This is a genomic window from Veillonella sp. 3_1_44, from assembly GCF_000163715.1.
GTDB classification, from domain to species: Bacteria; Bacillota; Negativicutes; order Veillonellales; family Veillonellaceae; genus Veillonella; species Veillonella parvula_A.
Genome location: NZ_GG770202.1, coordinates 1 through 12,807 on the forward strand (window position 1 = coordinate 1; position 12,807 = coordinate 12,807).

General features: G+C 39.5%; 13 protein-coding genes and 1 rRNA gene. All 14 read right to left on the bottom strand.

Annotated elements, in window-relative coordinates; all coding sequences use genetic code 11:
* Positions 1-134: ribosomal RNA gene (locus HMPREF0873_RS09065) — 16S ribosomal RNA — on the bottom strand; the annotation flags it as partial.
* A 461-nt stretch (positions 135-595) separates the two neighbouring features.
* Positions 596-1,771 (bottom strand): MFS transporter, encoded by a 1,176-nt coding sequence (locus HMPREF0873_RS09070; protein WP_004695607.1) that lies wholly within the window; start codon positions 1,769-1,771, stop codon positions 596-598.
* A gap of 232 nt (positions 1,772-2,003) precedes the next feature.
* Positions 2,004-2,897, bottom strand: coding sequence for a protein translocase subunit SecF (gene secF / locus HMPREF0873_RS09075; protein ID WP_004695602.1), 894 nt, complete (start codon positions 2,895-2,897; stop codon positions 2,004-2,006).
* Complete coding sequence (gene secD / locus HMPREF0873_RS09080; protein ID WP_004695600.1) at positions 2,894-4,168, bottom strand: protein translocase subunit SecD; 1,275 nt, start codon at positions 4,166-4,168, stop codon at positions 2,894-2,896. Before secD ends, secF begins: the two co-directional genes overlap by 4 nt.
* 18 nt (positions 4,169-4,186) lie before the next feature.
* Positions 4,187-4,753 (bottom strand): 5-formyltetrahydrofolate cyclo-ligase, encoded by a 567-nt coding sequence (locus HMPREF0873_RS09085; RefSeq protein WP_008715724.1) that lies wholly within the window; start codon positions 4,751-4,753, stop codon positions 4,187-4,189.
* Entirely contained in the window at positions 4,753-5,043 is a 291-nt protein-coding gene (yajC, locus tag HMPREF0873_RS09090) for a preprotein translocase subunit YajC (RefSeq protein WP_004695596.1), read from the bottom strand. Before yajC ends, HMPREF0873_RS09085 begins: the two co-directional genes overlap by 1 nt.
* Before the next feature lie 77 nt (positions 5,044-5,120).
* Positions 5,121-6,236, bottom strand: a complete 1,116-nt coding sequence (gene tgt, locus HMPREF0873_RS09095) for a tRNA guanosine(34) transglycosylase Tgt (protein ID WP_004695595.1) — start codon at positions 6,234-6,236, stop codon at positions 5,121-5,123.
* A gap of 8 nt (positions 6,237-6,244) precedes the next feature.
* Positions 6,245-7,270, bottom strand: a complete 1,026-nt coding sequence (gene queA, locus HMPREF0873_RS09100; RefSeq protein ID WP_008715727.1) for a tRNA preQ1(34) S-adenosylmethionine ribosyltransferase-isomerase QueA — start codon at positions 7,268-7,270, stop codon at positions 6,245-6,247.
* A gap of 11 nt (positions 7,271-7,281) precedes the next feature.
* On the bottom strand, positions 7,282-9,072 hold the full coding sequence (locus tag HMPREF0873_RS09105; protein WP_038125891.1) for a SpoIID/LytB domain-containing protein: 1,791 nt from the start codon (positions 9,070-9,072) through the stop codon (positions 7,282-7,284).
* A gap of 2 nt (positions 9,073-9,074) precedes the next feature.
* Positions 9,075-10,079, bottom strand: coding sequence for a Holliday junction branch migration DNA helicase RuvB (gene ruvB, locus HMPREF0873_RS09110; protein ID WP_038125893.1), 1,005 nt, complete (start codon positions 10,077-10,079; stop codon positions 9,075-9,077).
* Between the two features lie 2 nt (positions 10,080-10,081).
* Positions 10,082-10,690 carry a Holliday junction branch migration protein RuvA gene (ruvA, locus tag HMPREF0873_RS09115; RefSeq protein WP_038125895.1) on the bottom strand — a complete coding sequence of 203 codons (609 nt, stop codon included), beginning with the start codon at positions 10,688-10,690 and terminating at the stop codon, positions 10,082-10,084.
* A complete protein-coding gene (gene ruvC / locus HMPREF0873_RS09120; RefSeq protein ID WP_004695586.1) occupies positions 10,690-11,184 on the bottom strand; it encodes a crossover junction endodeoxyribonuclease RuvC in 495 nt (164 codons plus the stop codon). The genes ruvA and ruvC overlap by 1 nt, the downstream gene beginning before the upstream one ends.
* 203 nt (positions 11,185-11,387) lie before the next feature.
* Positions 11,388-12,125 (bottom strand): YebC/PmpR family DNA-binding transcriptional regulator, encoded by a 738-nt coding sequence (locus HMPREF0873_RS09125; protein WP_008715731.1) that lies wholly within the window; start codon positions 12,123-12,125, stop codon positions 11,388-11,390.
* 9 nt (positions 12,126-12,134) lie between these two features.
* The gene (locus tag HMPREF0873_RS09130) at positions 12,135-12,707 is read right to left on the bottom strand and encodes an RNA methyltransferase (protein ID WP_008715733.1); all 573 of its coding nucleotides are present in this window, start codon (positions 12,705-12,707) and stop codon (positions 12,135-12,137) included.
* Positions 12,708-12,807 lie beyond the last annotated feature (100 nt).

The following is a 12,807-nucleotide window of genomic DNA, read 5'->3' on the forward strand; positions in this document are numbered from 1 at the left end:
AGGTTGATTACGCGTTACTCACCCGTTCGCCACTAAGATTGATAGAAGCAAGCTTCCATCGCTCTTCGTTCGACTCGCATGTGTTAAGCACGCCGCCAGCGTTCGTCCTGAGCCAGGATCAAACTCTCCAAGATATCTTGAAGCTATTTGAATAGCTCATTATTTGTTGTCGTTACATTGAAGTAACTTTGAATTATGGTTGGTTTTGACTATGTCAAAACCCGCACTCTGGCATATGTTCAATCGTTATGATTGATTACCTATCATTGTTCAGTTTTCAAAGATCTGTACCAGTCTACACACTCTTTCTTCAAAGTGTTTCATCAACTGGCGACTTGATTATTGTATCAAGTCCAGCTCATTCCGTCAAGTGCTTTTTTTAACTTCTAAGAAGTTTTTCATACTTATCATTTGAGCTGTGTCCTAATGACTTGTATAAGTATAGCATAAATATAATAAACGTCAATATATAAAATTGTTATCCTAAAAAATTCATCTTTCTTTCATTATTTTTATTGCATCCTATACATAATATCTCATTAGAAGCCATTTTAACTTGTTTAATATTTATTTACCCAATTTTTACCTTAAACAACTATAGTTCTAAAGGAGTATATCTTTTTACCCATATATGATACAAAGCAAGCGCTATCACCATAACCAATGCAGTGAACATATATAAATATTGATAGCCCCACGCACTAGCTAATACTGCAAGTATAACCGATCCAGCACCGACACTTATATCTAAGGCTAGAAAATAAGTTGCTGTTGATACACCCGCACGCTCAATAGGAGCTGATTGTATAGCCAGCGCTTGGAATGCAGGTTGTGCTGCACCATAACCTAACCCCAACAATGGAGCGGTGAATAGAATAGCTAATGGTGTTATAGCTAATCCCAATCCAAATAAGCCTAATATAAATAATCCTAATCCTGTATAGATAATAATTTTTGAACCATATCGAGCATATATTTTTCCTACTATAGGCCGACTAATAATAATCATCAACGCAAAAATAGCAAAGAAAGCACTTCCCCATATTCCTGCCCCCATGCTATTAAGTTCTATAGGTATAAAAACTAAAACACCAGAGTAAGTAAAACCAATAAATAAGCCCATTAAAGCCCAAGGTAAACTTTTATTTTCTATAAACTGGGAAATATGCCAACCTTTATATTTTGATTGTTTAGGTAATGCTAACTCCTTTGATAGGGGAATAATATTACTTAAGACCATAGCCAATCCAGTCATAACCGTTAAAAATATGTACAATGCCATACTACCGTATGACGATAAAGCATATAGGCCGATAGCAGGCCCTAATACCATTGCTATATTTGAAAAGATAGCAAACATATTAACTCCCTCACCTTTTCGACTAGGAGGTAATACTAATACTGCTAGAGTAGCCATTACAGTTGTTCCAAGGGCAAACACAACACCATGTAACCCACGTAGTACGAAAACAGCCTCTAAGGATGTAGTAAAATTAAATAATCCCATAATAATGAAAAACAAGGCTGTTGATATTAATAGAACAATACGCTTATTAAAACCATCTATTAATCGTCCTGCAAAAATCCTACATAAAATTGTACCAATTTGGAAATATGTCATCGCTAAGCCCGCATCAAGATCACTGCCAGCCAGCTCAGACGTGATTACAATTGGCAATGCCGCTACGAGAACATATTGAGTCATATATAAAATACCACTACTAATACCATAATTAGTAAAAGCAGGGCTCCACAATCTATTTGAATCCATATTTGTATCTCCTTTTGTATCGTGTCACCTAGCCATTTTACGCCTCTATCTTATAGAATTCAAGAACAAGCCTTTTTAAATTTTATATAGTTAAAAATGACTGTTATCTGTAAAATACCTATACCGTTTTACATAATAAAAGATAGCAAAATAAAAGAACCTCTCTAAAAAATAAATCCAGAGAGGTTCTTATACTTTAATCATTAACACAATAATAATAATTTATAACTTATTATTGATTACGTACGTCATTTTTATTACGGCTCTTCCACATAACCCACAAGGATGTAGCTACACAGATAGAGGAGTACGCACCACTAGCAAAACCGATGATCATGCAAAGGGCAAAGTTCTTTGTAGTGTCCCCACCGAATAGATAAAGGGATACACAAGCAAACATAACGGTAGCCAATGTATAGAAACTACGGTGAATACTTTGTGTAATAGACGCATTCGCCAAATCTGCAAATGTATCAGAACGTTTATGTGTATGCGTATTTTCACGAACACGGTCAAAAATAACTACAGATTCATTCATGGAGTAACCTACAACCGTAAGAATGGCAGCCAAGAAGGATGCATCAATTTCTAGTTGGAAATAAGAGAAAACACCAAGAACCATAATCAAGTCATGGAAAATGGCAACTAACGCAGAAATGGCAACCTTATATTCAAAACGATAAGAAATATATAGAGCTAATGCTGCGAATGCTATAACAAGATTCAATAACGCATGTTCTGTAACTTCAGAACCAATTACAGCACCTACAGTTTCAATACGTTTAACTGTATTGTTACCAATAGATTTAGTCAAAGAATCAACAACAGCGGCACTTTCACTAGACTCGAGATTACGTGTACGAATCATTACGTCTTCGCCCGCTGTATCACCAGTAGTATCACCGGAAAGCTGAATTTGTGCATTTTCAAGATTATATTCTTTTAGAACGTCACGAACTTGACTAACCTCTACAGGTTGATCAAATACAACTTCAACAATCGTACCACCAGTATAATCAATACCAAAGTTAAACCCTTTAGTAAATATGGAAATTAAGCTGATTATAACAAGTGTGGAGGAAATAGCAAACCACCAACGATGATGTTTAATTACGTCTAATGTCATTTGCGTTTACCTCCTTTCAAAGATTTAGGTGCAAATGCGTCAGCACTTGTGCTCGGAGAAATATTCGCACCAAACCAGAATGGATGGTTTGTAAAGTTACAATCGATTAATAAGCGCAATAAGAAATGGCTCACAGTAATCGCAGTGAACATACTTACCACAACACCTACGCCTAAGCTGATAGCGAAGCCTTTTACAGGACCAGAGCCTAAAATAGTTAAGATACCAGCTGTAATGATAACGGATACGTTTGCATCAGTAATTGTGGCTAACGCACGGCTAAAGCCTGCTTCCATAGCAACACGCATAGATTTGCCGGAAAATACCTCTTCCTTAAAACGTTCAAAGATAAGAATATTCGCATCTACCGCAACACCCATGGATAAGATAATACCAGCAATACCTGGCAATGTCATAGTCGCATTAAAGCCCTTGCCCAACACGAGTAATAAGAGCATAACATATACAAGTAACGCTATATTAGCTACGATGCCAGAAAAACGATATAAGATAACCAAGAAAATCATGATCATTGCAATACCAGCACTGAAGGCTACAACAGATTTATCCTTGGAGTCTTGCCCCAAAGAAGGACCTACTGTACGCACTTCCAATACATTAATTTTAACAGGCAATGCACCGGAACGTAATAAAATAGCTAAGTCTTTAGCTTCTTCTAAACTTTGACTACCAGAAATAGTGGCTTTACCACCTGTAATTGCTTGTTGTACTACAGGATTAGTCAATTCTTTACCATCCAATGTAATGGCAATACGACGACCAATATTTTTAGATGTTAAATCAGCAAACTTCTTAGCCCCTTCATCACTTAATTCAATAGCAACGAGTGGTTGTTTATTTTGACCTAACTCTTCTTTAGCATCTTTTAAGTCATCACCAGTCATAACGGTTTGACCTTGGTCGTTTTTAAATTCCAAGACCGCTGTTTTACCGATACGTTTAATTGCTTCGTCAGGATCTTTTACACCTGGCAATTCAATGATAATACGACGAGCACCTTCACGTTGTACCAATGGTTCAGATAAACCCATTTCATTAATACGACGTTCTAAGATTTGCTTCGCCCGTTCCACTGCATCATTGTCAGCTGTACCAGTCGCAGAGTCCTCTGCTTCCAATACGATATGCGTACCACCTTGCAAGTCTAGGCCTTGTTTCAAAGAGCCTGCTAATGGTTGAATAAAATACGCAAATAATCCAATGATGGCAGCAATGACTACTAAAAACTTGATAATAGCTTTACCGTTCAAAATAGTTGCTCCCTTCTGCTATACACAATGTATAATGCCTTGCTCTGTCACAATTTTACTCATTCGTTGGTCTAATGCTTCCATTGGGATTGGTGTCTCCCATAATTGTACAGTCCAACATACGCCCATAAATGTACTCGGTGAAAGTTCCTTGAGAAATCGATCATAATACCCATTCCCCATTCCCATGCGACCACCTTGACGGTCAAAGCCAGCACCAGGCACTAAAATCAAATCCAAGTCACACGGATCAATAATATCGTATGGCTCAGCGGGAATACGTATATTTAACACACCCCGAGTGATAGATTCTAGAGACTTAAGGCGAACTGCAATCATAGTCGTCTTATCAGTACATACTGGAACGTATACAGATTTACCATGTTCTAAAGCATGACGAATCACATCGTCTAAATTGGCCTCTTTAGGCATCGCCAAATAGGCCATAATGTTTTTTGCCGATATATACTCAGGACTATTAACGATTTGATTCGTCAACATCGGCGTCCACGACCTACAATCAGCAACGGATAAAGCAGCGCGCTGAGACTTACACGCCTGGCGCACTGCTTCCTTTGTATTCATTATTTTTCTTCCTTGTTTTTCTTAGACAGTACATTAGCAACTGCTGTACGAGCAAATGTTAATTCAACTTTTTCAGATACCTGTACCTTGACTTTTTCATCATCAAGTTCAACAATTTCGCCATAAATACCACCAATAGTAACGATTTTTTGGCCTTTTTTTAAACTACCTAACAAGCTAGCACGCTCTTTTTGTTGTTTCTTTTGTGGACGCCACAATAGAAAGTAAAAAATTACTACCATTAACAAAATAGGCCAGCTAGTTTGCAAGATTTGTTGAATATCTCCCATGTTATCCTCCTAGGTTAATAAATATGTATTTCTTTTCTAGTATAGCCACCTAATATAAATTTGACTAGACTTAATTACTATTTTTTAAAGCTATCCCAAAATTGCATTCTAAATTGCGGGAACCGATCTTCTAAGATAGCTTGTCTCATTTGACGCATAAACTCTAATAAGAAATAGAGATTATGATACGTTACAAGGCGTAATGCCAAAATCTCTTCTGCCTTATATAAGTGACGAATATATGCACGGGAATAATTTTTACATGTATAACATTGGCAACCTTCTTCTAAAGGACCCCAATCATGAGCAAATTGAGCATTTCGAATATTAAGACGACCATTCCAGGTCATGGCCATCCCATTTCGAGCAACACGAGTTGGATATACACAATCAAACATATCAACTCCACGTGCTACACCTTCTACCAGACAATCTGCGGTGCCAACGCCCATCAAATAACGAGCCTTGTTAGTTGGCAATAATGGCGTAGTATATTCTAAGATTTCATTCATTAAATCATGAGGTTCCCCAACGGATAAACCGCCGATGCTATAACCTTCAAAATCCATAGCTACAAGTTCTTCCGCACTTTGCTTGCGCAAGTCTTTGTACATGCCACCTTGAACGATACCAAACATGCCTTGGCGGTCATGAGCTTTACGAGCCTCTTGGCAACGATGCGCCCAACGTGTTGTACGCGCCGTAGAGCGTTTCGCATAATCATGATCCGCGGGATACGGAATACATTCGTCAAAAGCCATCGCAATATCAGAACCTAATTGCTCTTGTACCTTTGTAGCCACTTCAGGAGATAGAAACTGTTTTGATCCATCAATGTGGGATCTAAATGTAACACCATCCTCAGTAATTTTGCGCATATCGCCTAAACTAAATACTTGGAATCCACCACTATCAGTAAGAATCGCTTGATCCCAATTCATAAATTTATGTAAGCCCCCAGCCTCTTCTACAAGCTCCGGCCCTGGGCGAAGAAATAAATGATAGGTATTACTCAAAATAACTTGAGAACCCATAGCCTTTAGTTCTTCTGGTGTCATAGTTTTAACTGTCGCTTGCGTGCCTACAGGCATAAACATCGGTGTTTGGAAGGTACCATGTGGCGTATGCAATAAACCTGCCCGTGCCCCCGTATGAGGACATGTCTTTTGTAATTCATAAATAATACTCGGCATAGTCCCTCCTAACGTATAAACATAGCATCGCCGAAGCTAAAGAAACGATAACGTTCACGTACAGCTTCTTCGTAGGCCGCCAAACAGTGTTCACGACCAGCTAGTGCACTAATCAACATTAACAATGTAGATTGAGGCAAGTGAAAATTCGTTACCAACGCATCAATCATCTTAAATTTATAGCCAGGATAGATAAAAATTTGAGTCCAACCACTCATACCTTGTAATACACCATCATCATTCGTAGCAGACTCAAGAGTACGCACCGATGTAGTACCTACGGCAATGATACGAGACCCTTTTTGTTTGGCTGCATTGATTCGATTCGCCGTATCTTGAGGTACAACAAAGAACTCACTATGCATTTCGTGGTCTTCAATAGTCTCTGCCGATACAGGTCTAAAGGTGCCAAGTCCAACATGTAAGGTTACAAACTCAAGCTCTACACCTTTAGCTTTAATCTTTTCTAAGAGGTCAGGTGTAAAGTGAAGTCCTGCAGTTGGTGCCGCAGCAGAGCCTTTCTCCTTAGCATATACCGTTTGATAACGGTCTTTATCTTCTAACTTTTCATGAATGTATGGAGGTAATGGCATTTCACCAATTTCTTGAATCACATCATCAAACACACCGTTGCATGTGAACTGAATGATACGGCCTCCAAAATTTGTTTTATCTATAATAACTCCACTTAGGCGGTCATCAAACTCTATAACTTGCCCGATAGGACATTTTTTCCCCGGTTTAACAAGGCATTCCCATCGATTTTCACCACATGGTGTGAGTAGAAGTACCTCCACCTTGCCACCAGAACCTTGACGATGTCCATATAATCTCGCAGGGATAACCTTCGTATTATTAAATACAAGCACATCTCCTTCATGGAGTTCTTCTAGCAAATCATAAAAATGCCCTTTATGTTTAACTTCACCACTTACCTTATCTAAGGTTAAAAGCCGTGCTGTATCACGAGGTTCTACAGGATGCTGAGCAATCAGTTCCTCTGGCAATTCATAATCAAAATCTGTAACTTTCATCGTAATCCTTATTAGTACATTTTCTTCAATGTAATGCCACTATAGTAGTGACGCAAAATAGTTTGGTAATAATTTATATCTCCAGGATTAGCACGCTTTGCCATTTCCGCAGCGCCCCATTGAGACATACCAAGGCCATGACCCCAACCGTGGCCTTTAATATAAACAGTATCATTCTTGCCAGTAAAGCTATGATATGCCTTTCCCGTGCCTTTAGCAGGGTTGTGATTTACATAGAAATCAAATAGTGTAGATTTTAAACCTAAAATACTACGCAATGCATCGCCATCTACAGTAGTTTTTCCAGAGGTACCTATGAAAGTAGCACTCTTTATACGACCTGATACACCGCGGTCCGATGTTTGTTGCCCAGGCTTACCAAGAGGAGTCAACTGAATGCTCTTCAATTTACCTACCCCTTTACTTGCCGCATTAAGTTTACTTTCAAGAGCTTGACGAGAGGTAGTAACAGTCCAATTCGATGTAGATGTACCAGTACTAAAGTCTTTTACCCCTTTCAAGTATGGCACATCACTTCCCCAAACATTTACACTATCCTCTGTATAGCCACCGCCATCAGAATGGAATAAGGCATTAATAGGACGTTGATCATAAAGCATAACTATGCCTTTAGTTTTATTTACAGCATTTGTGGTAGCTTGAGATTCACCACTCACACCACTATATACTTGATGATCCGTGGAATTACTCACATCGTAGAATTTACCTTTATTTTCTTCCATCGTATGAAGAGCATAGGTGCGAGCTGCTACAGCTTGTGCCTCTAATGCAGCAGCCGGCCAAGACGGTACTACCTCTTGTGGGACAACACCATACAGGTAATCCTCAAGGGGCACAGAATTAATGACCATCATGGTTCCATTATTGGCACGTAATGTTAAACCGCCACGATAACCTTTACCTTCGAACAAGAATGGTGCATCACTATTTGCAGGCTTCAATGTAACCACACTATCAATAGCCTTTCCATTTACAGCAATCTTGCCGCCGCGAATGCCAATAGATGTACCACGATTAGCACTGATTGTGCTAACTTGACCATTGCCGCTGTTCAATACAACCATACTAGCTGTAGATGTAACAGTAGCATCGGAGCTACGACTACCTAGTAGAACACGTACATTTGGCATGTTTTCTTTACGTTCTGTAGCAGGCGTCACTACGGAGCCCACTTTGTTGCGAGTAATAACTGCTGTATTGGCTTGAATGCTATTCACATCCGTTGTTTTTACTACCTTTTTAGTAGCAGTTTTTTCAGTAGCTCTTTTTTGTTCTACAGGTTTATCACCAGTAACTGCAGGTTTAGTAGCTGGCTTTGCAGTAGCAGAAGCCGCAGGTTTTGTAGCCATTGTAGCTTTACCCGTAGCAGCTGATTTCGCAGCTGTTGCATTAGTACTAGATTTCGCAGTACTAGTTGATTTTGTTGCACTAACTGGTTTAGCCGGCGTTACCGGCTTTGTAGCTGTAGCAGGCTTTGCTACATTAACCGGTTTTGCACTAGGTTTAACCACCGTAGATGTAGCAGTTGACTTAAAAACCGTTTTAGTTGTTGCGACCGGCTTTGCAACTGGTTTAGTAGCAAGTGGACGAAAACTAGATTTCTTCGTCGTATTTACTTTCGATACAGTTGTATTAGATACTGTTGATTTTGGCGTTGGCTTTTTCGTTACCACTGCACTTTTATTTTGCAGAGTCGCTCCATGTGCTATAGAAGCACCGCCAATGTTTACACCTAAAAACAAAGTGGCCATTATCATCAATTGTAATCGTTTCGTTTTCATTGTTATTTCCCTGTCTGTGAAATACCTAAATGCTCATAGGCCAATTTAGTAGCCACCCTCCCACGCGGTGTGCGTCCTAAAAATCCTAATTGCATCAAATATGGTTCATACACATCTTCGATGGTATCTCTCTCTTCGCTGATGGCCGCCGCAATGGTATCAATCCCTACAGGACCGCCATCATATTTTTCAATAATACATTCCAACACACGTCGATCAATTCGATCAAGTCCCATTTTGTCTACATATAAACGTTGTAATGCTTCATCTGCAATTTCTTGAGTGATAACCCCATCACCAATGACTTGTGCAAAATCGCGTACCCGTTTAAGCAGACGGTTTGCGATACGCGGTGTTCCTCGTGAACGACGTGCAATTTCGCTTGCCCCAGTCGACACAATACCAATATTAAGTATTTCTGCGGCTCGAGTCACAATAAATTCTAACTCTGGTTGTTTATAATATTCCAACCGATTAATAATACCAAATCGGTCCCGTAACGGTGCCGCCAAAGCACCCGCTCGAGTAGTGGCACCTACCAAAGTAAATTTTGGCAAGTCAATGCGTACAGTTCGAGCACTTGGCCCCTTACCGATGATAATATCAATAGCATAGTCCTCCATGGCAGAGTACAACACTTCCTCTACGCTACGGGACAAGCGGTGAATCTCATCGATAAATAATACATCATGATCATCTAAATTTGTTAAAATCGCAGCCAAATCACCAGACTTTTCAATAGCAGGACCAGAAGTTATGCGAAAATTAACACCCAATTCATTCGCAATAATCCCTGCTAATGTAGTCTTACCAAGACCTGGAGGCCCATAGAGCAAAACGTGATCCAATGCTTCACCACGTTGCTTTGCAGCCTGAATATACACATTTAGATTGCCTTTAGCCTCTTCTTGCCCTACATACTCATTAAAGAACTTAGGTCGAAGGCTATATTGCCATATATCCTCTTCGTGCTCGCCATTGCCGACAAGGCGTACTTCTTCATTCATCCTTATCGTCCTTTCCCAAGCTCAATCAAGCTGACTTTTATCAACTCAGATACATCGCGCTTACCATCATCTAAAGACTCTACAATATCTGCTACATCCCGTTCCAAGTATCCTAAGGATACGAGGGCTTCAATGGCTTCTCCTGCAGCACCGTTTGCAGCAACGCCAACAGGCTGAATAGTCGCAGGTGATTCCGCAGAAATATGTGTCATCTTAGCGATTTTATCCTTTAACTCTAAAACAAGTCGCTCCGCAGACTTCTTACCAATGCCAGGTAACTTAGTTAATTGCTGTACCTGTCCATTGATAATCGCTAATTTGAAAGCCTCAGGTGTCATGCCTGACAAGATGCCAAGCCCCACCTTGGGCCCGATACCAGAAACAGAAATGAGGAGTATAAACAACTCATATTCTTCTTCCGTCCAAAAGCCGTAGAGTTGCATTGCATCTTCTCGTACATTAAGATACGTGAATAGCGTCGCCTCATGGTCCTCTGTCAGCTGTTGACGCGTAGTGGTCGGCACATATACGCGATACCCTACGCCATGTACATCAACATAGCACGATTCTTTAAAAAGATGTGTTACGATACCTCGCACATACCCTATCATTATACCAACCTCTTTAATCTATCATTGTGAGAACTATGAGCCGTACAGATAGCAACAGCTAATGCATCTGCCGTATCATCAGGCTTAATTTTCTCACGAATCCCCAAAATATTCATCGTCATATAAATGACCTGATTCTTATCAGCTTTACCATAACCTGTGACAGCTTGTTTAATTTGTAATGGTGTATATTCATAAATAGGAATCCGTTGTTGTTCAGCAGCCAATAAAATAACACCACGTGCTTGCCCTACCTTAATGGCTGTTGTTACATTACGGTTAAAAAATAATTCCTCCACACCGAACTTATCAGGCCTATATTCCTCCAATAAATCACTAAGATCATTAAATAGAATTTCCAGTCGCTGTGAATCAGTCAATTCCTTAGGAGTTGTAATAGCCCCATAGGCTACTGGTGTTAGTTTGCTACCCTTCACGTCAATAATGCCGTATCCGCATATAGCCGTGCCTGGGTCAATTCCTATAATTCGCACCCCAACCCCCTTAGTTTAAAAATGAGATAAGCTGCCGCCTACCTCCATTACATAATCTATTTTATTATAGCATAATTTCACATCGAAGTTCATGAATTCCCCTATGAATTATATATGAGACATATTAATTTTCTTAACTTTAATAAATATCCGAGTTTAATTTCAATAGAAAAGGAGCACCCCATAGAGTGCCCCCTTTATTATTATTCTTCTTCATCGTCCGGAAAAATACCATTATGATATACGTTTTGTACATCATCAAGATCATCCAATACGTCAAGCATTTTCTGCATTTTTACAGCATCATCGCCAGACAACTCAATCGTTGTATCTGGAATCATTGTAATTTTAGCGACTTCTGTTTCAATACCCGCATCAGCAAGAGCTGCTTCTACAGCATCAAAATCCTCTGGTGTTGTATAAATTTCAAATACATCATCTTCAGACTTAAGATCTTCTGCACCCGCATCAAGAGCAAGCAAAGTCAATTCATCTTCGTCATGACCTTCTTTATCGATAACGAAAACGCCTTTAGATTTGAACATCCAGCCTACACAGCCGCTTTCACCAAGGTTACCACCTTGTTTAGAGAATGCATGGCGCACGTCTGCAGCAGCACGATTACGATTATCGGTCATCACCTCAACAGTAACGGCAACACCGGCAGGACCATAACCTTCGTATACGATTTCTTCATATGCATTCATGTCCGTAGCACCGATACCTTTGTCGATAGCACGTTGAATGTTATCCTTAGGGATATTATTTTCACGAGCTTTTTGCAAAGCCAATTTCAAACGCATATTACCAGTTGGATCTGCACCACCCATGCGTGCTGCAACGGTAATTTCACGACCGATTTTTGTAGCCAATTTAGCTTTTAATGCATCGGTTTTACCTTTTTTATGTTTAATATTTGCCCATTTAGAATGTCCTGACATAGACGCCTCCTATTTATCCCACCATGCTTCGCCCCGCAGCCGATCTAAGATGATTGATACGGCACTACGCACGGATAAATGATTGTATTCACCATGGCCATATATAGGTTCTAAAATATAGTCAAAGCTTTCCATCGTTTCTTTTGTCATACCATAACCGGTACCAAATAATACTAACACAGGGCGCCCCTCATTTTCAAGATGTTCACGCATCCGTGCATAGGAAATCGTATTATCATAGGTGCGAGCATCTGTTGTAGCTACTATAGGTTTTATACCTTCTATGTCTTCAATTGTTCGCACCGCTACCGCAATTGAGTTTACCAATTCCACGCCGGTGAAAGCATCCTTGCGATCTGGATTGTAAGTAGAGCCAAATCCAGATTTCCAATGTTCCATAATCGTACTTACCAACTCACGTTGAGCTGGAATATTATGAATGACAAAATATTTAGACACATCATAGGTAATAGATGCTCGTGCAATATCATGTATATCATAATTTGTAATAGCCGTCGTAATGACCTCTTTATGTTTATTCATAATAGGATAATGAACAAGTCCAATATATAAATTAGCCAAAGCCTAAAATCTCCAAAAAAATAAATGATACTTAACTGATAAGATAATCAGTATAAACGACTAGTAATCTTTCAGATTAAGATACTAAAACTAAAATTAA

What these genes read in the sequence shown, in the direction of transcription:
- HMPREF0873_RS09070 (WP_004695607.1), bottom strand. Translation starts at nt 1,771, where the DNA reads ATGGATTCAAATAGATTGTGGAGCCCTGCTTTTACTAATTATGGTATT.
- secF (WP_004695602.1), bottom strand. Translation starts at nt 2,897, where the DNA reads ATGACATTAGACGTAATTAAACATCATCGTTGGTGGTTTGCTATTTCC.
- HMPREF0873_RS09085 (WP_008715724.1), bottom strand. Translation starts at nt 4,753, where the DNA reads ATGAATACAAAGGAAGCAGTGCGCCAGGCGTGTAAGTCTCAGCGCGCT.
- yajC (WP_004695596.1), bottom strand. Translation starts at nt 5,043, where the DNA reads ATGGGAGATATTCAACAAATCTTGCAAACTAGCTGGCCTATTTTGTTA.
- tgt (WP_004695595.1), bottom strand. Translation starts at nt 6,236, where the DNA reads ATGCCGAGTATTATTTATGAATTACAAAAGACATGTCCTCATACGGGG.
- queA (WP_008715727.1), bottom strand. Translation starts at nt 7,270, where the DNA reads ATGAAAGTTACAGATTTTGATTATGAATTGCCAGAGGAACTGATTGCT.
- HMPREF0873_RS09105 (WP_038125891.1), bottom strand. Translation starts at nt 9,072, where the DNA reads ATGAAAACGAAACGATTACAATTGATGATAATGGCCACTTTGTTTTTA.
- ruvB (WP_038125893.1), bottom strand. Translation starts at nt 10,079, where the DNA reads ATGAATGAAGAAGTACGCCTTGTCGGCAATGGCGAGCACGAAGAGGAT.
- ruvA (WP_038125895.1), bottom strand. Translation starts at nt 10,690, where the DNA reads ATGATAGGGTATGTGCGAGGTATCGTAACACATCTTTTTAAAGAATCG.
- HMPREF0873_RS09125 (WP_008715731.1), bottom strand. Translation starts at nt 12,125, where the DNA reads ATGTCAGGACATTCTAAATGGGCAAATATTAAACATAAAAAAGGTAAA.